Consider the following 20,740-nt stretch of genomic DNA (forward strand, 5'->3'; position numbering starts at 1 on the left):
TCTAACGGAACACGGCTTCCAGACCAAAAGGAATAGGTGCAGCTTCAAGCTTTAAGCTACAAGCGGCAAGAAAAAGGGCTGTATGTTCGTCGGATAGATGACGATTGGTTCACAAGTTGGCGCCTTGACGCTCAAGTCGTCACCCACGCAGCCGACAGTCTGCTGAACAGGAGACTATTAATATGCTGCCACCCATGCTGCCCTTGAGTGTTGTGCCGGTCACGTCGCAGCTTGATCCGGTGCGCCAGAAACCGGATATCCCGCCTGTGGCGCCGGTTCAACCAGGCTCCAACGAAAGCACCATCGACCTGCAAAAGCGCGACCCCGAGGAAGCAGCCCTGTTGCTGCGCGAGGAACAGCGACGCCAGCAGGAACAGCAAAAGCGCCGCCGCGAAGCCGATGAGGATTCGGAGCAGCACCTGGCCATTCCCGGCGACGAACTCAACGCCGACAACACAGTGCCGGTGGTGCCGCTGATTGAAGATGCGCCACGGCAAGGCCTGTGGGTGGACGTCGAGGTTTAATCCCGCAGTTCGTGCAGGGCGGCTACCAGTTGCTCGATATCGTGCGCGGTGTTGAGGTAGCTCACGGAGATTCGCGCCACGCTGTCCAGCTCGCGCGCCTGCATGTCCAGCGGGGTGTAGGGCACGCCGTTGGCACCGATGTTGATCCGCTTGAGCCCCAGGCGCCGCTTGAGCTCAAAGGCGTCCCACCCGGCCAGGTTGAAGGCGATCAAGCCTGACTGGTTTGCAGTGGTTCCCAGATCGTGCAAGGTAATCCCATCAATCCCACGGAGTTCTTCGCGGATCGTGTCGCTTAGAAGCTGGACCGTCCGGTGGATCCGCTCAACCCCCAATCGATTGACCTCCTGCAGTGCATTGCCCAGGCCTGCCAGCAACGCGAATGACACTTCGCTAGTTTCAAAGCGCCGGGCGTCGTTGCGCAAGTCGAAACCCGCAGGGCTCCAGGGCGCAGAAAACACATCGCGCTGGGCTGGGTTCAAACGTTCAAGAAAATCCGGACGCACATACAGCAATGCGGTCCCGCGCGGGCCGCGCAGATGCTTGCGCCCGGCGCCCTTGAGCACATCGCAGTGCAGCGCTTGCACATCCATCGGCACCTGGCCGATGGCTTGTCCGGCGTCGATGAAGTAGGCGATGCCATGACGCTTGGCCAGCGCGCCGATGGCCTCGGCAGGGTTGATCAAGCCGCTGTTGGCGGGGAGCCAGGTCAGGTCGATCAACCGCACCCGTGCGTCGAGCATGGCTTCCAGGCCGGCGACGGACACCGCGCCGGTTTCATCGCAAGGGATTACCTCCACGTGCGCACCCGCTTGCACAGCCGTTTGCATGCTCGCCAGGTTGCCGCCCCATTCGTGGCGGCCCACCAGAATGCGGTCGCCCGGGTGCCATGGGCCCAGCGCCTGAAACGCCATGCTCCAGGCGGTCGAGCCGCTGCTGGCGAAGGCAATCGATGACACGGGGGCGTTGAGCAATTGCGCCGCCGCGCGACGGGCTTTCTCCGCCAGCAGCGACCCGTGCTCGCCGGCCTCCATCGGGCCGTCACGGGCTTCGCGTTGCAACTGGTCAATGATTGCGTCGAGCGTCCCCTGGCTTGGCAAGGAGGCCCCGGCGTGGTTGAAGTGGACGATGCCGGACTGGCAGCCCGGCGTTTCGTCCCGCAGCTCCCGGACCTCGGTCAGGGACAGCGCGGTCACGGCTGCAGCTCGAAAATGGCATCAACCTCCACTGCCACGCCGCCTGGCAAACTGGCGACGCCCACGGCAGTACGGACATGGCGACCTTTGTCGCCAAGGGCGTTCACCAGCAGGTTCGAGGCGCCATTGGCCACTGCGCCCTGGCGCTGGAAATCACCGCTGCTGGCGATAAACACGCCCAACCGAATGATGCGCACCAGCCGCGACAGGTCATCGCCCAAGGCATCGCTCAATTGTGCCAACAGGCCCAGTGCGGCGAGTTCGGCGGCCTTGGCGCCTTCGTCTTCGCTGATGGACTCGCCGAGACGACCGATGTAGGTGGCTTTGCCGTCCAGCAGCGGGATTTGGCCGGAGATGAATAGCTGGTTCTGGCTGATCACGAAATTGACGTAGTTGGCGATCGGCTGGCTGGGATTGGGCAGGCTCAGGCCGAGGGCTTGTACGCGTTGCGAGATGGAGTGGCTCATGTTGAATCCTCTTGGGAAGAGTCTTCAGCATGGGCGGCGTGGTTTGGGTCGACAAACGGATAGATCTCACTCGACGTATCGAAATAACTCATGCGTCAGCACAGATTTCCCGCAGCCATTCACTGAAACAGTTGGCCGCTTGGCTGGTATCGCCTTGCGAGGTGATCAGCCAGTAACCGATCTCGCTGTGGTAGGGCGGCTGATCGAAGGCTTCCACCAATGTGCCGTCCTTCAACCTGCGCTCGATCAGGCGGTGGCGGCCCATGGCGATGCCCTGGCCGGCGACGGCAGCTTCCACCACGATGTTGTAGTCGTGCAACAGCGCCTTGGGGTAATGCTCCACATCCACCTGGTAATGCCGGGACCAGTCGGTCCACTCGAAAGGGCGGTGCGAGGTGGCCATCAGCAGGGGGCCGTTCTCCAGTTGGCTGGCCTTGAACGCTGGGCTGCACACCGGTGACAGGGTTTCGCTCATCAAGCGGGTGGCCTGCACGTCGGCCCAGTCGCCCTTGCCGTAGCGAATCGCCAGGTCGACCTCGGCGGCGGCGACATCTGCCAGTTGAATCGCGGGTACCAACTCCACCTGGATGTGCGGGTAGCGGCTAAGAAACCCGGCCAGGCGCGGCGCCAGCCACAAGGTGGCGAACGAGGCGAGCAGGCCGACGCGCAGCACGGTGGTGGCGGGTGGCGTTTGTTGCTGGCGGGTAGCGGCGGCGATGACGTCGAGGGCGGGGCGGATTTGGTCGTAGTAGTGTTGGCCGTCTTCAGTCAGATCGATGGCGCGGGTGCGTCGGATAAATAGAGGCTTGCCCAGATGCTGTTCGAGCTTCTGCACTTGATGGCTGAGGGCGCTTTGGGTCACCGACAGTTCGGCGGCAGCCTTGATAAAACTCAGATGCCGGGCCACGGCTTCAAAGGCGCGCAGGGCCAGGAGTGGGGGAAGGTCCTTGTGCAGTGCCACGTCGAACGCTCTGTGTGAGGGTTGGGATGGGGTGATTTTGCGGGCAAATGCGCGGGATGACATCGATTTTGTTTACGCGGGATTGGCGCAGGACGCATTATTGGGGCATCCCAGCCATTACGTAAGCCAAGCCATGAGTGACGACGACAAGCTGATTGACCTGAATGCCGAACGGGCCAAACGTGTCCATGATCTGAATGACAAACGGCTGAATGAAGTGCGTCAGGCGTTTGAGCAGGCGATGCCGTTGGGTAAGGCCAAGAAAAAGCCGAAAAACAAACCGAAAAAGCGTTGATATAGCCTGCATCGTTTGATGCAGGTCAGTTATTTCCCTTCTTTACGCCCCGTCGCGGGCGACATTGATCCTCGTCAATTTCTTCTTTCGTCTTCTTGGTTAACTTAGCCCTATCGCAACAGGGCAAGTGCAGGAGGCCGGTCATGTTTTTCGATAATGTGGTATTTGCCGGAGTGCTGACGGTTGGCCTCATGGTGATGTTCTTTGTAGGGTTTGGAATTTTTATCTGGAAAGACGCTAATAAGCGTAAGAAGCCTTAGGTCTTTTCGGGATACATGAGCACGCAAGGCATTTTGGGCGACTTCGGTCGCCTTTTTTTTGTTTTGGATTTAGTGGTGGGGTGTGGGTGTATATCCGTTATTTAGGTAACGGCCACTTATGGTTTCGCTCTTACAGCGAGTCACTTTTTTACAAACGCCTAAAAAAGTAACCAAAAAACGCTTTGCCCCACCACTCGGTGCCTCGCCCAGGCTCGGCATGCCCGCACTCCGGCCCGGCTCCGCGGGTCGCCGCGATGGGCCATCCATGGCCCGGCGCGGCTAAACCGGCGTCCTGCCGGTTTACCCGCTCCACCGTGCCTACTTGCGGCCATCGTGGTTAACGGGGCCCGCAGATCAAAGTCAAAAGCAGATCAAAAGCACGCAGCCTCGCTGGCGCTCGACAGCTGCTACGGGCGGGGGTGGCTCTGTTTTTCTGTGGGAGCTGGCTTGCCTGCGATGCAGACAACTCGGTTTTTCAGACACACCGAGGTGATGCCATCGCAGGCAAGCCAGCTCCCACATTTGACCGTGCCCGCTTTAGCTTTTGATTTTGCTCTTCAACACTCAAGCCGGCCGGTAGGCCGCTGTGCTCTTGCTGTTGATCTTGATTTTGATCTTAGGCGCCCCGTTAAACCACGCTGGCCGAACGCAGGCTTTGGAGCGTGGGTAACCCGGCAGGACGCCGGGTTAGCCGCGCTGGGCCAAGGATGGCCCATCGCGGCGGCCCACGGTCCAAAGCCGGAGTGAGGGCACACCGAGCCTAAGCGAGGTGCCGAGTGGTGGGGCAAGAGCGTTTTGCTTACTTTTGCGCTCTTCAAAAGTGAGCCGCTGTAAGAGCGGAACCATAAGTGGCCATCACCCAAATAACGGATATACACCCAAACCCCAGCCACAAAAAAAGGCACGACCCTCACAGGTCGCACCCTCTTCACAAGCCAAAGATCTGTCAGCTACCCAAAGCCTTGGAAGCCAACCAGAACAACCCGGCCGAAAGGCCCACAGTCGCCGGCAAGGTCAACACCCAAGCCATCAAAATGGTCTTAACGGTACCGCCTTGCAGCCCACTCTTGTTAGCCACCATGGTCCCGGCCACACCCGAAGACAACACATGGGTCGTGGAAACCGGCAGGCTAAAGATGTTAGCCAAACCAATCATGCTGGCCGTGGTGATCTGCGCCGACATGCCCTGGGCATACGTCATCCCTTGCTTGCCGATCTTCTCACCAATGGTCAACACCACACGCTTCCAGCCCACCATGGTGCCCAGGCCCAAGGCCAGCGCTACCGCCAGGATCACCCAGAACGGTGCATATTCGGTAGTAGCCGTCAGATCCTTGCGCAACTTGTCCAGGTCCGACTTCTCACGCGCTTCCAGGCCAGGCAACTTGCCCACCTTCTTCGCGGTGTCATCCAGGCACAACAGATAACGACGCACTTCAATGCGGTGCTCGGCAGTCAACGAATGGTAGTCAGAGACCCCCTTCAATGTATCCAGCAGGGCGTTGATGGTCGGTTCAGTCTGCTGCGGATTGCACTGGAACTTGCCCGGCAAATCGTCTTTCACACTCTTGCCCAGAGCGAGGAACTCACCGAGGGTTTCGTGATTACGCTGGTAGAACTGATTCAAGTGCAGCGTCGCGTCGCGGGTACGCTCGATCTGGTAAGTGGTGCTGCCCAAGTCCAGTACGAACTGCGCCGGGACGATACCAATCAACACCAGCATGATCAGGCCGATACCTTTCTGACCATCGTTGGAGCCGTGCACGAAGCTCACGGCCATTGCCGAAATCACCAGTACCAGGCGGTTCCAGAACGGCGGGTGCTTCTTGTCGTCGAGCTTGCGGCGCTGGTCCGGTGTCTTGTGCATCTTTGACAGCGGGCGCCACCACTTCAGGCCGAGCAGCACCAGGGCTGCCACCACGAAACCGGCCATCGGCGAGAACACCAGCGAGGCACCGATATCGATCGCTTTCTGCCAGTTCACGCCGTCAGCCAGGGGAATGTCGTTGATCAGGGCGTTGGCCAGGCCGACACCGAGGATCGAGCCGATCAGGGTGTGGGAACTGGACGCCGGGATCCCGAAATACCAGGTGCCGAGGTTCCAGGTGATCGCCGCGGCCAATAATGAGAAGACCATGGCCAGACCGTGGCCGGTGTTCACATTGATCAGCAACTCCACCGGCAGCAAGTGCACGATGGCATATGCAACACCGACACCGCCGAGCAACACGCCGAGGAAGTTGAACACCCCGGAGAAGAACACGGCCAGATGCGGAGGCATGGCTTTGGTATAGATGACTGTGGCAACCGCGTTAGCGGTGTCATGAAAGCCATTGATGAACTCGAAGGCGAGGACAAAGGCCAGGGCGAGCAACAGGCTCACTAGAACCCAAGCATCCAGTCCGCTGAATAAATCGATCATGAAGGTTTTCTGACCCGGTCGTAAGGGGGCGCGATTATGCCAGAAAACATCGGTAATCAATGCACTAGCTGCTCATCGGTAACATTCTTCAACGAAAAAAAATGGCGGGGAGGGGCGTATCCCGGTGTTTTCGGGGCTTTGGCAAGTGGTTGATTTATAAGGAGGATGCTTTAAATGTGCGGCTTAAATCGCTGGAAGGAAGCATCTGAAACCATTGTATGAAATTTCGGTAAGACGCCATATAGGCGCTTCCCTCCGCCAGCGCGGTACTGGCAGAGAGATGGCACCTCTGGAAGCTCAATCCGAATCGCTTATGGCTCTTCGGCTTTGAGGTCCTGTTCAATCTTTTGGATTTCCTGGGCAAAGGCCTGGTCGAGCAGACTGGCTCGTTTGCGCCATGGCTTGCGTTCAGGTTCTGGTTGGGCGGCGTAGGTGGTGACTTCCCCGCCGTAAACATCCTTGTAACGTTGTTCCTGGCGCTCAAGTTCCGCGCGCAGTTCGTCTTTCGTCACATTGTTACCTAATTGAGTTGAGTTTGATTCCGGCGAAGCGCGATGCCGAGAAGTCGCCCCGGTATACCATCAACCCGAAAGATCAGCGTGTGAAGGTATACAGGAAAAACCACTTCTTTATTGCACGCGGCCACGATGCCGGAGAAGAACAGCTGTCGTAGCAACAGTTTTCTTGTTCACAACCACAAGCAGTTGGCAGGCATTTGAAATGAGTGTCAGGTACTTGCGGCGCAGCTTGCACAAAGCCGGTACACGGCTGGGTGAGGTTCGTCCTCGAGGGCGAGACGACTGGCCTCTACACAGGATGCATTATAGCGACGCGTTTGAATAACACTATCGCGATCAAGTTAAAAATCGTCAACTTTGTGTGAGAGTTTTGTTACGCGCGCAGGTGAGGTACTTGCTGAACTATTGGCGTCATAAATGGTGAAGCTTTCTAAACGCGGTAAATAAATCTTAACTTCTCTCGTACATCAGCCGATTCTGAAAGTCGCTTGAGAAGCCACCCTGGTGGACGATCCGGATCCGACACCAGCCGGCAGTGAAAAATTGCGATAATCGAATGATCGTCCGATAATCGCCCAATGTTGGCCTCGCTGCCTTGTGTATCAATTGCACGGCGGCTTGTAATAGCGCTCACCCCCGCAGCGGTTAAAAATAAGAGAAAGGATCCTAAATGAACGATCAATTGCGCAACTCCTTCGCATCAGTGGCGCCGCCGATCGTTGCGTCACCGGCCAAGCGTATCCAGGCGTTTACCGGTGATCCGGACTTCATGACCTCTCTGGCCCGTGGCCTGGCCGTGGTGCAGGCGTTCCAGGAACGCAAGCGCCACCTGACCATCGCCCAGATCAGCCACCGCACGGAAATTCCCCGCGCCGCCGTACGCCGTTGCCTGCATACCCTGATCAAACTCGGCTACGCCACCACCGACGGGCGTACCTATTCGCTGCTGCCCAAGGTGTTGACCCTCGGCCACGCGTACCTGTCGTCCACGCCCCTGGCGGTTTCCGCCCAGCCCTACCTGGACCGCATGAGCGAACAACTCCACGAAGCCTGCAACATGGCGACCCTGGAAGGCGATGACATCCTCTACATCGCCCGCTCCGCCACCACCCAGCGCCTGATTTCCGTCGACCTTTCCGTGGGCGGCCGTCTCCCGGCCTACTGCACCTCCATGGGCCGTATCCTGCTGGCGGCGCTGGATGATGCCTCGCTGCAGGACTACCTCGACCACGCCGACCTGCAAACCAAGACCAGCCGCACCCTCACCACCCCGCAAGCCTTGCTCGAATGCCTGCAGGAAGTGCGGCAACAAGGCTGGTGCATTGTCGACCAGGAACTGGAACAGGGCCTGCGTTCCATCGCTGTGCCGGTGTACGACGCCTCCGGCCAGGTGCTGGCCGCGCTGAACGTCAGCACCCATGCCGGGCGGGTCAGCCGCAGTGAGCTGGAGCAGCGTTTTCTGCCAAGCATGCTCAGCGCCAGCCAGGAGCTGAGTGCCCAGCTGTTTGCGTAAGCTGTTCGGTGACCGCACAGATCCCGGCTGGATGAATTGACGGTGTTTCCCAAGGCTTATTAATGTGCGGCAGCGCTTCAAGGCGCCGCCCCAATAATAATGACGACTCAAGGTCGTTCGCCCGCCCATCGGTGTGGAAATAAAAATAATGAATCAGCCTTCACCTGCTGTCGGTACTTGCCTGGACGTTCAGTCCTTCATCAACGCCCAGCCGCTGTCGCGGTATCAGTGGCGGGTGGTGATCCTGTGTTTTCTCATCGTCTTCCTCGACGGCCTCGACACGGCCGCCATGGGCTTTATTGCCCCGGCGCTGTCCCAGGACTGGGGCATCGACCGCGCCAGCCTCGGCCCGGTGATGAGCGCCGCGTTGATCGGCATGGTCTTTGGCGCCCTCGGCTCCGGCCCGCTCGCCGACCGCTTCGGGCGCAAGGTGGTGCTGGTGGGGGCGGTATTGGTGTTTGGTGCCTTCAGCCTGGCATCGGCCTACAGCAGCAACGTCGATCAACTGCTGATCCTGCGTTTCCTCACCGGCCTGGGCCTGGGCGCGGGCATGCCGAATGCCACGACGCTGCTCTCCGAATACACCCCGGAGCGCCATAAGTCGCTGCTGGTGACCAGCATGTTCTGCGGCTTCAACCTGGGCATGGCCGGTGGTGGGTTTATCTCGGCCAAGTTGATCCCGGCCTTTGGCTGGCACAGCCTGCTGATGATCGGCGGCATCTTGCCGTTGATCCTCGCGGTGGTGTTGCTGTTCTGGCTGCCGGAGTCGGCACGTTACCTGGTGGTGCGCAATCGCGGCACCGACAAGGTGCGCAAGACCCTCGCGCCCATCGAGCCCAGCATCGTCGCCCAAGCCTCAAGCTTCAGCGTACCCGAGCAAAAAACCGTCAAGGCGCGCAACGTGTTCGCGGTGATCTTCTCGGGCACCTACAGCGCCGGCACCTTGCTGTTGTGGCTGACTTATTTCATGGGCCTGGTGATTGTTTACCTGCTGACCAGTTGGCTGCCGACCCTCATGCGTGACAGCGGCGCCAGCATGGAACAGGCCGCATTTATCGGTGCGTTATTCCAGTTCGGCGGCGTGCTAAGCGCAGTCGGCGTGGGCTGGGCGATGGATCGGTTCAATCCCCACAAGGTAATCGGCACCTTCTACCTGCTGGCCGGGGTATTTGCCTACGCGGTGGGGCAGAGCCTGGGCAATATCACGCTGCTGGCGACCCTGGTGCTGATCGCCGGTATGTGCGTCAACGGTGCGCAATCGGCGATGCCGTCGTTGGCCGCACGCTTCTACCCGACCCAGGGCCGTGCCACCGGTGTGTCGTGGATGCTCGGCATCGGCCGTTTTGGCGCGATCCTCGGGGCGTGGATGGGCGCGACCTTGCTGGGCCTGGGCTGGAACTTCGAACAGGTGCTGACGGCACTGGTGATACCAGCGGCATTGGCTACCACCGCGGTGGTGATCAAGGGCATGGTCAGTCATGCGGACGCCACCTGAGGCGGACCGATAGCAAGACAACAATCCGTTCGATAATCGAACACTCAGTCGATTATCGGATTGTTTGGCCTCAACCCCCGGCTTAATCTTCAAGCACTTCGGCGCTGCCCCCAGCGCCTTTTTCGATCGATACCGGGAGCCCAACCCCATGGCTGAAATCCTTTCGCTGGCTGATGCGGTCAAGCAGTTCGTGAATGACGGCGACACCGTTGCACTGGAAGGCTTTACTCACCTGATCCCTACGGCGGCGGGTCATGAAATCATTCGTCAGGGCAAGAAAGACCTGACCCTGGTGCGCATGACGCCTGACCTGATTTACGACCAGTTGATCGGTGCCGGCTGTGCACGCAAGCTGATTTTTTCCTGGGGCGGCAACCCGGGCGTGGGCTCCCTGCATCGCCTGCGGGACGCGGTTGAAAAGCAATGGCCGCAACCGCTGGAGATCGAAGAACACAGCCACGCCGACCTGGCCAATGCCTATGTCGCCGGTGCGTCCGGCCTGCCATTCGCGGTGCTGCGGGCCTACGCCGGTTCCGACCTGCCCAAGGTCAATCCGCTGATCAAGACCGTGACCTGCCCCTTTACCGGCGAAGTGCTGGCCGCCGTACCTTCGGTGCGCCCGGACATCACCGTGATCCACGCACAAAAGGCTGACCGCAAGGGCAATGTGCTGCTCTGGGGCATCCTCGGGGTGCAGAAAGAAGCGGCCCTGGCGGCCAAGCGCTGCATCGTCACCGTCGAAGAAATCGTCGATGACCTCAAGGCACCGATGAACGCCTGCGTCCTGCCGACCTGGGCCCTGACTGCCGTGTGTCATGTGCCGGGTGGCGCGCATCCGTCCTACGCCCACGGTTACACCGAGCGTGACAACCGCTTCTACCAGGCCTGGGACCCGATCGCCCGGGACCGTGAGACGTTTACTGCGTGGATCAACGAATACATCCACGGCACTGCCAACTTCAGTGAATTCCAGGCCAAGCTGGCCACCGCGCAGGAGGCCAAATAATGGCTTACTCCACCAATGAAATGATGACCGTCGCCGCGGCGCGCCGCCTGAAGAACGGTTCGGTGTGCTTCGTCGGCATCGGCCTGCCCTCCAAGGCCGCCAACCTGGCACGCCTGACGTCGTCCCCCGACGTCGTGCTGATCTACGAGTCTGGCCCGATTGGCGCCAAGCCATCCGTGCTGCCGCTGTCCATCGGTGACGGCGAGCTGGCGGAAACCGCTGACACCGTGGTGCCGACCGGCGAGATTTTTCGCTACTGGCTGCAGGGCGGGCGGATTGATGTCGGGTTCCTCGGTGCGGCTCAGGTCGACCGCTTCGGCAACATCAACACCACCGTGGTCGGTGATTATCACCAGCCCAAAGTGCGCCTGCCGGGTGCCGGTGGCGCGCCGGAGATTGCCGGTTCTGCCAAGAGCGTGCTGATCATCCTCAAGCAGTCGGCGCGTTCGTTTGTCGACAAGCTGGACTTCATCACCTCGGTCGGCCACGGCGAAGGCGGTGACTCGCGCAAACGCCTGGGTCTGCCAGGCGCCGGTCCGGTAGGCATCATTACCGACCTGTGCATCATGGAACCGGAGGAGGGCAGCCACGAGTTTGTCGTCACCGCCCTGCACCCCGGCGTAACCCGTGAGCAAGTGGTGGCCGCCACCGGTTGGGCGATTCGTTTTGCCGACCAGGTGACCACCAGCTCCGAACCTACCGAGATTGAACTGACCGCCCTGCGCGACCTTGAGGCACGCACTGCTGCGGCCCACGGCCAAGCCCCCGGAGAAGCCTGATGCGCGACGTATTTATCTGTGACGCCATTCGTACCCCCATCGGCCGTTTTGGCGGTGGCTTGTCCACCGTGCGTGCCGATGACCTGGCGGCACTGCCGATCAAGGCGCTGATGGAACGCAACCCATCGGTGGACTGGAACGCGGTGGATGAAGTGTTCCTCGGCTGCGCCAACCAGGCCGGCGAAGACAACCGCAACGTCGCCCGCATGGCAGCGCTGCTGGCTGGCCTTCCGGAAAGCATTCCCGGCGTCACCCTGAACCGCCTGTGCGCCTCGGGCATGGACGCGATCGGCACGGCTTTCCGCGCCATCGCCAGCGGCGAAATGGAGCTGGCGATTGCCGGTGGCGTTGAGTCGATGTCCCGCGCACCGTTTGTGATGGGCAAGGCCGATGCGGCGTTCTCGCGCAACATGAAGCTGGAAGACACCACCATCGGCTGGCGTTTCATCAACCCGTTGATGAAGGCCCAGTACGGCGTCGATCCGATGCCGCAAACCGCCGACAACGTGGCCGACGATTACAAAGTCTCCCGCGCCGATCAGGACGCCTTCGCCCTGCGCAGCCAGCAACGTACCGCTGTTGCACAGGCTGCCGGCTTCTTCGCCGAAGAAATCGTGCCGGTGCGTGTCGCCCATAAAAAAGGCGAAACCCTGGTCGAGCACGACGAGCACCCGCGGGCCGATACCACTTTGGAAGCCCTGGCCAAACTCAAGCCGGTCAACGGCCCTGACAAGACTGTCACCGCGGGCAACGCCTCGGGTGTGAACGACGGCGCCGCGGCGCTGATCCTGGCCTCCGCTGAAGCCGTCAAAAAACATGGCCTGACCGCTCGCGCTCGTGTGCTGGGCATGGCCAGTGCCGGTGTGGCGCCTCGCGTCATGGGCATCGGCCCGGTGCCGGCGGTGCGCAAACTGGTAGAACGCCTGGGCCTGGCGGTCACCGATTTTGATGTGATCGAGCTCAACGAAGCCTTCGCCAGCCAGGGCCTGGCCGTACTGCGTGAACTGGGGATTGCCGACGACGCGCCGCAGGTCAACCCGAACGGTGGCGCCATTGCCCTTGGCCATCCGCTGGGCATGAGCGGCGCGCGTTTGGTACTGACTGCTCTGCATCAGTTGGAAAAAACCGGTGGCAGCAAAGGCCTGGCGACCATGTGTGTTGGTGTTGGCCAAGGCCTGGCCCTGGCGATCGAACGCGTTTGAGACCCACAAGAAGAAAGAGGATTGCTCCATGAGTGACAAGCCCGGATACCGGCGCCCGCAAGCGGGTACTCAGCCTGATTACCTGCACCCGGCCTACCAGTCGACGAACCTGCGTTCGCCGTCCAAGCCGTTGGTGTTTCTGCCCCATTCCCTGTCGGAAATCACCGGCCCGACTATCGGCGCCGAGCGCATCAACGAGAAGGACAACGACCTGACCGCCCAGCATGAAGGCGAGCCCCAGGGCGAACGCATCATCATTCACGGGCGTGTGCTGGACGAAAACGGCTTGCCCGTGCCCGGCATCCTCGTGGAAATCTGGCAGGCCAATGCTGCCGGCCGCTACAACCACAAGCGCGACCAGCACGACGCGCCGCTGGACCCGAATTTCACCGGCACCGGGCGCACCGTCACCGACGCCGAGGGCTGGTACCAGTTCCAGACCATCAAGCCCGGCGCCTACCCGTGGGGCAACCACCACAACGCGTGGCGCCCGGCGCACATCCACTTCTCGCTGTTCGGCCCGAGTGTGCTGACGCGGTTGGTGACGCAGATGTATTTCCCCGGCGACCCGCTGCTGGCCTACGACCCGATCTACAACTGCGTCCCGGACACGTCCGCCAAGGAACGCCTGATCGCCAGTTTCGACCTGGAAAAAACCATTCCGCACTATGCCCTCGGCTACCGCTGGGACATCGTCCTGCGCGGCCGCGACGCCACGCCGATGGAGAAATGAGATGAGCCTCAACGCGACTACTTCCCACACCGTCGGGCCGTATTACCACATCGGCCTGACCTGGCTGAACCGCGAAGACCTCACCGTTGCCGCCACCCTCGGTGAGCGCGTGGCGATCACCGGGCAGGTGGTGGATGGCAACGGCGATGTGGTCAACGACGCCATGCTGGAAGTCTGGCAGGCCAATGCGGCCGGCAAGTACGACCATCCTGAGGATGAGCAGGACAAGCCGGTGGACCCGAACTTCGAAGGCTTTGGCCGGGTGCCGGTGGATGCCGAAGGGCGTTTCAGGTTTACCACCATCAAGCCGGGCAGTGTGCCGGGGTTGAAGGGCACGACCCAGGCGCCGCATTTGGTGGTGCTGGTGTTTGCCCGTGGGTTGGTGAAGCACCTGCTGACGCGGATTTACTTTGACGGTGAGGCGGCGAATGGCGATGACGCGTTGTTGGCGTGTGTGCCGCAGGAACGCCGGCGCACGTTGATCGCCAAGGCGGATGCGACGGGTGTGTATCAGTGGAATGTGATTTTGCAGGGCACAGACGAGGAGACGGTGTTCTTCGATTATTGAGTTGGCTGGGGACCTGTCGCAGGCAAGCCGGCTCCCACAGGGGAATGCATTCCAAATGTGGGAGCCGGGTTTGCCCGCAATGAGGCCGGCACAGGCAACAAATATCCAAAAGTCTGCTTGCGGAACATGGTTGTTGCAAAGTATGTCTAGGCTATAACCGTTCCCACTGAGTGAAAAAACATGACAACAAAAACCAGCCACTACACCGGAGAAGAACGCAGCAAAAGGATTTTTGCGATTGTCGGTGCCTCTTCCGGCAACCTCGTCGAATGGTTCGACTTCTACGTCTATGCCTTCTGCGCCATCTATTTCGCCCCGGCGTTTTTTCCGTCGGACGACCCCACCGTGCAACTGCTCAACACCGCTGGCGTGTTCGCCGCCGGCTTCCTGATGCGCCCCATCGGCGGCTGGCTGTTCGGCCGGGTGGCGGATAAACACGGTCGCAAGAATTCGATGATGATCTCGGTGCTGATGATGTGCGCCGGCTCCCTGGTCATCGCCTTTTTGCCCACCTATAAAGACATCGGCGCCTGGGCCCCGGCCTTGCTGCTGGTGGCCCGGTTGTTCCAGGGCCTGTCGGTAGGCGGCGAATACGGCACTACCGCTACCTATATGAGTGAAGTGGCGCTCAAGGGCCAGCGCGGGTTCTTTGCCTCGTTCCAGTACGTGACCCTGATCGGCGGGCAACTGCTGGCGGTGTTGGTGGTGGTGATCCTGCAACAGATCCTCACCGAAGATGAACTGCGGGCCTGGGGCTGGCGGATTCCGTTTGTGATCGGCGCCATTGCGGCGGTGATCTCGCTGCTGCTGCGTCGCACCCTGAAAGAAACCACCAGCAAGGAAATGCGTGAAGACAAGGACGCCGGCAGCATTGCCGCGCTGTTCCGCGATCACAAGGCCGCGTTTATCACCGTGCTCGGCTACACCGCCGGCGGTTCGCTGATTTTCTACACGTTCACCACCTACATGCAGAAGTACCTGGTGAACACCGCCGGGATGCACGCCAAGACCGCCAGCTACATCATGACCGGCGCGCTGTTCTTCTACATGTGCATGCAGCCGGTGTTCGGCATGCTGGCGGACAAGATTGGCCGCCGTAACTCGATGCTGTGGTTCGGTGCCCTGGGCACGCTGTGCACTGTGCCGATCCTGTTGACCCTGAAAACCGTCAGCAGTCCGTTCCTGGCCTTTGTGTTGATCACCCTGGCCCTGGCCATCGTGAGCTTCTACACCTCCATCAGCGGCCTGGTGAAAGCCGAGATGTTCCCGCCACAAGTGCGTGCATTGGGCGTGGGCCTGGCGTATGCGGTGGCGAACGCGATCTTCGGTGGTTCGGCGGAGTACGTGGCTTTGGGTCTCAAGTCCATGGGCATGGAGAACACCTTCTACTGGTACGTCACGGCGATGATGGCGGTGGCGTTCCTGTTCAGCTTGCGCCTGCCCAAAGAGGCGGCGTACTTGCATCACGATCTGTAACCGGCTGGCGCATGCCCCTCTTCGGGTATGCGCCACCTAGGGATGTTTTATGACGATGCGCACGAGCAACCAACTGTTCGACGCCTATTTCACTGCCAACAGCATGGCCGAAGTGTTCTGCGACCAAGGGCGCTTGCAGGGCATGCTGGATTTCGAAGCGGCACTGGCCCGGGCCGAGGCTCAGGTCGGGTTGATCCCGCAAGCGGCCGTCGCACCGATTGCCCAGGCCTGCCTGGCTTCTCTCTACGACGTGGATGCCCTCGGCGAGGCGATTGCCACGGCGGGCAATTCGGCGATTCCGTTGGTCAAGGCCCTCGGCAAATTGATCACCAGCGAAGATGCCGGCGCGGAGCGTTATGTGCATCTGGGCGCTACCAGTCAGGATGTGATGGACACCGGCCTGGTGCTGCAACTGCGCAGCGCTGTCGAGTTGATCGAACACGATCTGGCGCGGTTGGGTGACATTCTTGCCGCCCAGGCTCAGCGCTATGGGACAACTCCTTTGGCTGGCCGGACGTGGCTGCAACATGCGACGCCGGTCACCCTGGGCATGAAAATCGCCGGCTGGCTCGGCGCAGTCACCCGAAGTCGGCAGCGCCTGAGTGAGCTCAAGCCGCGTTTGCTGGTGCTGCAATTTGGCGGTGCTTCCGGAACCCTGGCAGCCCTTGGCGAACAGGCGATGCCGGTGGCGCAAGCCTTGGCGGCCGAGTTGCAGCTGGGCCTGCCGGAGCAACCTTGGCACACCCAGCGCGATCGTCTGGTGGAGTTTGCCTCGGTGCTTGGCCTGATCGCCGGTAGTCTCGGCAAACTGGGCCGCGACATCAGCCTGCTGATGCAGACCGAAGCGGCGGAAGTGTTCGAACCCTCAGCCCCCGGCAAGGGCGGCTCTTCGACCATGCCCCACAAGCGCAACCCGGTGGGCGCGGCCGTGCTGATCAGCGCCGCCACCCGCGTGCCGGGCCTGGTGGCGACGATGTTCAGCGCCATGCCCCAGGAGCACGAACGCAGCCTGGGCTTGTGGCATGCCGAATGGGAAACCTTGCCGGAAATTTGCCGGCTGGTATCCGGTGCATTGCATCAGGCGCTGCTGGTGAGTGAAGGGCTGGAAGTCGACCCGGGGCGCATGGCCCAGAATCTGGACCTGACCCAAGGCCTGGTATTGGCTGAAGCGGTCAGCATCGTCCTCGCCCAGCGCCTGGGCCGCGAAACTGCGCACCATCTGCTGGAACAGTGCTGCAAACGCGCCGTCGCCGATGGGCGCCACCTGCGGGCGGTGCTGGGGGATGAACCCCAGGTGACTGCCGAGCTTTCGGCGGCCGAACTCGATCGCCTGCTGGACCCGGCGCACTACCTGGGCCAGGCACACACCTGGGTTACCCGGGCCGTGGCCGAACATTTTGCTTTGACTGCCTGAGGAGGCTGCTGTGGGATTTGTACAACTCGCCGATGGCGAACTGAACTACCAACTCGATGGCCCCGAAGACGCACCGGTGTTGGTGCTGTCCAACTCCCTGGGCACCGACCTGCACATGTGGGATATCCAGATCGAGGCGTTCACGAAATACTTCCGGGTGCTGCGTTTCGACACCCGAGGCCACGGCAAATCCCTGGTCACCGAAGGCCCTTACAGCATCGAGCAATTGGGCCGTGACGTATTGGCGCTGCTGGATGCGCTGGAAATCGAACGCGCGCATTTCTGCGGGTTGTCCATGGGCGGCCTGATCGGCCAGTGGCTGGGCATCCATGCGGGTGAGCGTTTGCATCGGTTGGTGGTGTGCAACACCGCAGCCAAAATCGGCACGCCCGAGATCTGGAACCCGCGCATCGAGATGGTCCTGCGCGACGGTGCGGCTGCGATGGTTGCCCTGCGTGATGCGTCGATTGCCCGCTGGTTCACCGCCGACTTTGCCGAGGCTCATCCTGACCAGGCCAAGCTGATCACCGACATGCTGGCAGCGACCAATCCCCAAGGTTATGCCGCAAACTGCGCGGCCGTGCGCGATGCGGATTTCCGTGAGCAACTGTCGTCCATCAAGGTGCCGACCCTGGTGATTGCCGGCAGCGAAGACGCGGTCACGCCGCCGTCTGGTGGGCACTTTATCCAGGAGCACGTGAAGGGCGCCGAGTACGCCGAGTTCTACGCCGCGCACCTGTCCAACGTACAGGCCGGCGCGGCTTTCAGCGACCGTGTGCTGGAATTTCTGTTAGCCCGCTGAGTATCGCCACAGGTTATGTGCCTGTCGTCAACGTTGCATGAGGAGCTTTTTGTGGACGAGAAACAACGTTATGCCGACGGCCTGCAAGTGCGCCGTGAAGTGCTGGGGGACGCCCACGTCGACCGCAGCCTCAACGCCCTGACCGAATTCAACAGCGAGTTCCAGGAAATGATCACCCGCCACGCCTGGGGTGATATCTGGACCCGCCCGGGCCTGCCGCGGCATACCCGCAGCCTGATCACCATCGCCATGCTCATCGGCATGAACCGCAGCGAAGAGCTGAAGCTGCACCTGCGGGCCGCCGCGAGCAACGGCGTGACCCGCGTCGAGATCAAGGAAGTGCTGATGCAGAGCGCAATCTACTGCGGGATCCCGGCGGCGAATGCGACGTTTCATTTGGCTGAGTCGGTGTGGGATGAGTTGGGGGTTGAATCGCGCGATCCAGTCTGATTGAACCCCCGCAGGACGCGTCTGCTATGTGTACTGGGTGCGTAACGGGCGCCCCATTTCCTCTCGGAGAGCATTTTCCGTAAAGGGCTTGGGATTGGTTGTCGTGGGTTCGGTTGATCGATGATTGTCGAAGTCAAAAGGCAGCGCAATCGTAGGCAGGCCTACAGCTTGCCGTTCGGCGTTGGGTTCGCCGCCGGGGTTCTCCGGGATGCCGGTATCGCCTTCGAGAAAGGTTCCCGTGGCACCGTTATAGGCATGGGCCATTTCATGATAGAGGGCGTTGACTGGGGCGCTGTCTTCATCCAGTGAGTAGGAGGGGTTGTAGTGTATTTCCCCGCCTGTAGCGGCCGCGCCGCGCTGATTATGGGTGATGTAGCCCTGGGCTGCGGGCTCTAGCGTTTCAAGGGTATTGCCCGCTGCCAAGTGGTTGCGAACAGCCGCGTTATTGAAAAAGTAACGACCGTTATCTTCAGTCAACTCAGTGATGCGAACGGGCGCATCGTTTTGCTGAGCCTTGGCGTCGGCGGTACTGAGCATCTTCTTGCCCTGCATGGACATTCTCAGCAGTTCCATATCGTCTTCTACCTGTTGTTTGAACTCGGTAGATCCTTCAACGATATAGCCACTTTTACCCGCCTCACTGGGTTGTGTGTGAACAAGTGTGGAACCTGGGGTGCGATGAATCTGGTCCGAAGGCTTGGCGTAAATAACGGTGTCATCGTTGTCGGACCTGACAATGTTCTTGTCGCGGCCGGTATAAACCGTGGCGGGGCCGTGAGTGACAATCAGGTTTTCACCTTTGCCTCCGTGCATGACCGCCGGAATGTCTGTGTCATTGCGGGTGACAATCATGAAGTCGTGGCCATCACCGCCGTCCATGAGCAGGCGGCGCTCAGGGAGGCCTTGGCCTGCCTGCATGCGATCGTTGCCGTTATTGCCTTTGAGGATGCTGTTGCCTGAGCCTGCGATCAGCAGGTCATCGCCATCATCGCCCATCGCGATGCCATTGCCGCTCCCGAGTTTGAGCCTGTCGTTGCCTGCACCGCCGTATAGCCGGGTATTGCCGGAGCCCGCCTGGGCGTAATCGTCACCAGCGCCCAACTCAATGCGAATATCGTTATCAACCTGTGGATCGATCAGCACGCAATCGTTGCCGCCATTGGTTCTGATCCGCAGTGGTTGGGTTTCACTGCCATCAGGGGAACGAAGCAGGTTCAGTTGATAGGGCGTGTTGTTGATGATGGCGATCAGATTGTTGTCCGGACTTTTTTTGATGACCACCTTGTCGTCGTGATTGGCGGTCTCGATGATGAATTCGTTACCGGCAGCGCCTACAGGCTTCCCGCCTTTGCTGACGTAGGTGATTTCCTGGTAAATCTTCACATTCTGGTCATGACGCAATATGTCGGTGTTGGTGTATTTTTTTTCGTTTTTGTCGAGGGGGTTCTGATCCGCGGCGAGCTTGGAAAGGGAAGAGAAATACATGAAATCCAGGGGTCTGTCGTGACCGATATACCGGGATGATTTGCTGGTGACTACGACGGGGGCCTGCACAGAGGGAGCAGTGGAAGCCGCTGGCAGGGGCGATGTCGACAGTTGATTAAAGGCAGGCGAAACCAATAGCGAAGGCGTGTTCATGGGGGTATCTCATCGCGAATATACCCCAGTGTGTGGTGCGGGTTGAGCGTGGGTTCCCCTGTCGGTCGAGCTTGGACAGGGGCAAATGTTACCTGCTGTCACGCAGGTGATTAATGAGCGTCAGCGTCCCACACCCAATTCCACACCCCCGGCAGATGCACCACTTCGTCGGCGCTCTTCACCGTGCGGGCCATGGCGGCTCGCTGCAAGGTTGCTCGGTCGGTATAGAACGGCTGCTGGGCGACCGGCACGCCGTTGATGCGCGCGCTGTCCATCAGGATTTGCAGGTATTCCTTCAAGTGCCAGGCGGTGTAGCGGTTGATGTCGTGGAAGGTCACCACCACCGGGATCACGCCGTCCACCGTCGGCAGCTCATCCCGGGCGATGCGTTCGCGCAGTACTGACAGTTGGCGTATCAGGTTTTCCCGTCGGCGGGGGCTGCCATTGAACACCCAGATCACCCCATCGTTTGCACTCAGGTCTGTCAGCAGTACATGCATGCCGTGCTGCTGATAGGCGGCGAAGGTGCGCTTGTCGTAGTTCCAGAACGGCGGGCGTACCAGCGTGGGCGGCTGGCCGGTGATGGATTCGAGGGTCGACGAGCCCAGGCTGAGGTAGTGTTCCAGCTCAGCGGGATTCTGCGAGCGATGATTGCTGTGCCATGGGGTCGCGGTGTGGAAGCCCAGGATATGACCCGCCGCGTATTCGCGTTCCATGGTCTTGCGGCCTCGCGGGTTGCCGCCGGAGCGGGGCGCCTCGGTCTGCAAAAAGAACACCGCCTTGATCCCCGGTTGTATCGGGTTGTTCGCCAGGTCCGCCATCACCGAGCGGCTGGGGTTCATGAAACCCGAGGCGCTGGGGCCGTCGTCGAAGGTCAGCAAAAAACGGATCGGCGCTTCGGTTTGCAGGCGTCGTTCGGTTTGCGGTGTCAGCGCCAAGGGCGGGCCGATGCAGCCGCTTAGACTCAGGGCCAAGGCTAATGCGGCCGATACGATGGCAAAGTGTTTCATGGAGGACTCGAAAG

The 20,740-nt window shown here is 60.6% G+C and carries 21 protein-coding genes; 14 read left to right on the top strand and 7 right to left on the bottom strand.

All coding sequences use genetic code 11. The features are described 5' to 3' along the window. Nucleotides 1-182: 182 nt before the first annotated feature. Nucleotides 183-524: a hypothetical protein gene (locus JFU58_RS16420; RefSeq protein ID WP_063032805.1), complete on the top strand. Its 342-nt coding sequence runs from the start codon at nucleotides 183-185 to the stop codon at nucleotides 522-524. Here the strand turns inward: JFU58_RS16420 and JFU58_RS16425 are convergent. The 3 genes from JFU58_RS16425 to JFU58_RS16435 form a co-directional block, all read right to left on the bottom strand. Then, nucleotides 521-1,717, bottom strand: coding sequence for an aminotransferase class V-fold PLP-dependent enzyme (locus tag JFU58_RS16425; protein ID WP_446739979.1), 1,197 nt, complete (start codon nucleotides 1,715-1,717; stop codon nucleotides 521-523). The genes JFU58_RS16420 and JFU58_RS16425 overlap by 4 nt on opposite strands. Then, nucleotides 1,714-2,184, bottom strand: coding sequence for a RidA family protein (locus JFU58_RS16430; protein WP_063032803.1), 471 nt, complete (start codon nucleotides 2,182-2,184; stop codon nucleotides 1,714-1,716). Before JFU58_RS16430 ends, JFU58_RS16425 begins: the two co-directional genes overlap by 4 nt. 88 nt (nucleotides 2,185-2,272) lie before the next feature. Then, nucleotides 2,273-3,145: a LysR substrate-binding domain-containing protein gene (locus JFU58_RS16435; RefSeq protein WP_063032801.1), complete on the bottom strand. Its 873-nt coding sequence runs from the start codon at nucleotides 3,143-3,145 to the stop codon at nucleotides 2,273-2,275. Nucleotides 3,146-3,278: 133 nt separating this feature from the next. On the opposite strand from JFU58_RS16435, the gene JFU58_RS16440 reads away from it, so the two are divergent. Beyond that, nucleotides 3,279-3,440, top strand: coding sequence for a hypothetical protein (locus JFU58_RS16440; RefSeq protein ID WP_003172386.1), 162 nt, complete (start codon nucleotides 3,279-3,281; stop codon nucleotides 3,438-3,440). 143 nt (nucleotides 3,441-3,583) lie between these two features. Next, complete coding sequence (gene ccoM / locus JFU58_RS32480) at nucleotides 3,584-3,700, top strand: cytochrome c oxidase subunit CcoM (RefSeq protein ID WP_010176679.1); 117 nt, start codon at nucleotides 3,584-3,586, stop codon at nucleotides 3,698-3,700. 946 nt (nucleotides 3,701-4,646) lie between these two features. Here ccoM and JFU58_RS16445 read toward each other — a convergent pair. Together JFU58_RS16445 and JFU58_RS16450 are read right to left on the bottom strand one after the other, a co-directional pair. Then, nucleotides 4,647-6,122, bottom strand: a complete 1,476-nt coding sequence (locus JFU58_RS16445) for an inorganic phosphate transporter (protein WP_063032797.1) — start codon at nucleotides 6,120-6,122, stop codon at nucleotides 4,647-4,649. Nucleotides 6,123-6,433: 311 nt separating this feature from the next. Beyond that, complete coding sequence (locus JFU58_RS16450) at nucleotides 6,434-6,634, bottom strand: hypothetical protein (protein WP_003219834.1); 201 nt, start codon at nucleotides 6,632-6,634, stop codon at nucleotides 6,434-6,436. 676 nt (nucleotides 6,635-7,310) lie between these two features. Here JFU58_RS16450 and pcaR point away from each other — a divergent pair. From pcaR to pcaC, 11 genes are all read left to right on the top strand, one after another. Continuing rightward, nucleotides 7,311-8,153, top strand: coding sequence for a pca regulon transcriptional regulator PcaR (pcaR, locus tag JFU58_RS16455; RefSeq protein WP_003219833.1), 843 nt, complete (start codon nucleotides 7,311-7,313; stop codon nucleotides 8,151-8,153). Between the two features lie 148 nt (nucleotides 8,154-8,301). Next, nucleotides 8,302-9,648, top strand: a complete 1,347-nt coding sequence (locus tag JFU58_RS16460) for an MFS transporter (RefSeq protein WP_017479343.1) — start codon at nucleotides 8,302-8,304, stop codon at nucleotides 9,646-9,648. A 148-nt stretch (nucleotides 9,649-9,796) separates the two neighbouring features. Beyond that, nucleotides 9,797-10,654 (top strand): CoA transferase subunit A, encoded by an 858-nt coding sequence (locus tag JFU58_RS16465; protein WP_063032796.1) that lies wholly within the window; start codon nucleotides 9,797-9,799, stop codon nucleotides 10,652-10,654. Beyond that, nucleotides 10,651-11,433 (top strand): CoA-transferase, encoded by a 783-nt coding sequence (locus tag JFU58_RS16470; RefSeq protein WP_201141250.1) that lies wholly within the window; start codon nucleotides 10,651-10,653, stop codon nucleotides 11,431-11,433. Before JFU58_RS16465 ends, JFU58_RS16470 begins: the two co-directional genes overlap by 4 nt. After that, complete coding sequence (pcaF, locus tag JFU58_RS16475) at nucleotides 11,430-12,635, top strand: 3-oxoadipyl-CoA thiolase (protein ID WP_177070999.1); 1,206 nt, start codon at nucleotides 11,430-11,432, stop codon at nucleotides 12,633-12,635. The genes JFU58_RS16470 and pcaF overlap by 4 nt, the downstream gene beginning before the upstream one ends. Before the next feature lie 28 nt (nucleotides 12,636-12,663). Further along, on the top strand, nucleotides 12,664-13,368 hold the full coding sequence (gene pcaH / locus JFU58_RS16480; protein WP_093200953.1) for a protocatechuate 3,4-dioxygenase subunit beta: 705 nt from the start codon (nucleotides 12,664-12,666) through the stop codon (nucleotides 13,366-13,368). 1 nt (nucleotide 13,369) lies between these two features. Next, nucleotides 13,370-13,936 carry a protocatechuate 3,4-dioxygenase subunit alpha gene (pcaG, locus tag JFU58_RS16485; RefSeq protein WP_017479339.1) on the top strand — a complete coding sequence of 189 codons (567 nt, stop codon included), beginning with the start codon at nucleotides 13,370-13,372 and terminating at the stop codon, nucleotides 13,934-13,936. A 180-nt stretch (nucleotides 13,937-14,116) separates the two neighbouring features. Continuing rightward, a complete protein-coding gene (locus JFU58_RS16490) occupies nucleotides 14,117-15,412 on the top strand; it encodes an MFS family transporter (protein ID WP_063032788.1) in 1,296 nt (431 codons plus the stop codon). Nucleotides 15,413-15,461: 49 nt separating this feature from the next. Next, a complete protein-coding gene (locus JFU58_RS16495; RefSeq protein WP_201141160.1) occupies nucleotides 15,462-16,826 on the top strand; it encodes a 3-carboxy-cis,cis-muconate cycloisomerase in 1,365 nt (454 codons plus the stop codon). 10 nt (nucleotides 16,827-16,836) lie between these two features. Continuing rightward, nucleotides 16,837-17,628 (top strand): 3-oxoadipate enol-lactonase, encoded by a 792-nt coding sequence (gene pcaD / locus JFU58_RS16500; protein WP_093200945.1) that lies wholly within the window; start codon nucleotides 16,837-16,839, stop codon nucleotides 17,626-17,628. A 51-nt stretch (nucleotides 17,629-17,679) separates the two neighbouring features. Then, entirely contained in the window at nucleotides 17,680-18,078 is a 399-nt protein-coding gene (gene pcaC / locus JFU58_RS16505) for a 4-carboxymuconolactone decarboxylase (protein WP_201141162.1), read from the top strand. A gap of 24 nt (nucleotides 18,079-18,102) precedes the next feature. Here the strand turns inward: pcaC and JFU58_RS16510 are convergent, their stop codons facing one another. Beyond that, nucleotides 18,103-19,716: a M91 family zinc metallopeptidase gene (locus tag JFU58_RS16510; protein WP_207198322.1), complete on the bottom strand. Its 1,614-nt coding sequence runs from the start codon at nucleotides 19,714-19,716 to the stop codon at nucleotides 18,103-18,105. Nucleotides 19,717-19,826: 110 nt separating this feature from the next. Beyond that, the gene (locus tag JFU58_RS16515; protein WP_063032782.1) at nucleotides 19,827-20,726 is read right to left on the bottom strand and encodes a polysaccharide deacetylase family protein; all 900 of its coding nucleotides are present in this window, start codon (nucleotides 20,724-20,726) and stop codon (nucleotides 19,827-19,829) included. Nucleotides 20,727-20,740: the final 14 nt, after the last annotated feature.

Source organism: Pseudomonas sp. TH34, assembly GCF_016650865.1.
Taxonomy (GTDB): domain Bacteria; phylum Pseudomonadota; class Gammaproteobacteria; order Pseudomonadales; family Pseudomonadaceae; genus Aquipseudomonas; species Aquipseudomonas yamanorum.

Bases quoted from the DNA above. Each gene is read 5' to 3' on its own strand.
- JFU58_RS16420 (WP_063032805.1), top strand. From the start codon at position 183: ATGCTGCCACCCATGCTGCCCTTGAGTGTTGTGCCGGTCACGTCGCAG.
- JFU58_RS16430 (WP_063032803.1), bottom strand. From the start codon at position 2,184: ATGAGCCACTCCATCTCGCAACGCGTACAAGCCCTCGGCCTGAGCCTG.
- JFU58_RS16440 (WP_003172386.1), top strand. From the start codon at position 3,279: ATGAGTGACGACGACAAGCTGATTGACCTGAATGCCGAACGGGCCAAA.
- ccoM (WP_010176679.1), top strand. From the start codon at position 3,584: ATGTTTTTCGATAATGTGGTATTTGCCGGAGTGCTGACGGTTGGCCTC.
- JFU58_RS16445 (WP_063032797.1), bottom strand. From the start codon at position 6,122: ATGATCGATTTATTCAGCGGACTGGATGCTTGGGTTCTAGTGAGCCTG.
- pcaR (WP_003219833.1), top strand. From the start codon at position 7,311: ATGAACGATCAATTGCGCAACTCCTTCGCATCAGTGGCGCCGCCGATC.
- JFU58_RS16460 (WP_017479343.1), top strand. From the start codon at position 8,302: ATGAATCAGCCTTCACCTGCTGTCGGTACTTGCCTGGACGTTCAGTCC.
- JFU58_RS16465 (WP_063032796.1), top strand. From the start codon at position 9,797: ATGGCTGAAATCCTTTCGCTGGCTGATGCGGTCAAGCAGTTCGTGAAT.
- pcaH (WP_093200953.1), top strand. From the start codon at position 12,664: ATGAGTGACAAGCCCGGATACCGGCGCCCGCAAGCGGGTACTCAGCCT.
- pcaG (WP_017479339.1), top strand. From the start codon at position 13,370: ATGAGCCTCAACGCGACTACTTCCCACACCGTCGGGCCGTATTACCAC.
- JFU58_RS16490 (WP_063032788.1), top strand. From the start codon at position 14,117: ATGACAACAAAAACCAGCCACTACACCGGAGAAGAACGCAGCAAAAGG.
- JFU58_RS16495 (WP_201141160.1), top strand. From the start codon at position 15,462: ATGACGATGCGCACGAGCAACCAACTGTTCGACGCCTATTTCACTGCC.
- JFU58_RS16510 (WP_207198322.1), bottom strand. From the start codon at position 19,716: ATGAACACGCCTTCGCTATTGGTTTCGCCTGCCTTTAATCAACTGTCG.
- JFU58_RS16515 (WP_063032782.1), bottom strand. From the start codon at position 20,726: ATGAAACACTTTGCCATCGTATCGGCCGCATTAGCCTTGGCCCTGAGT.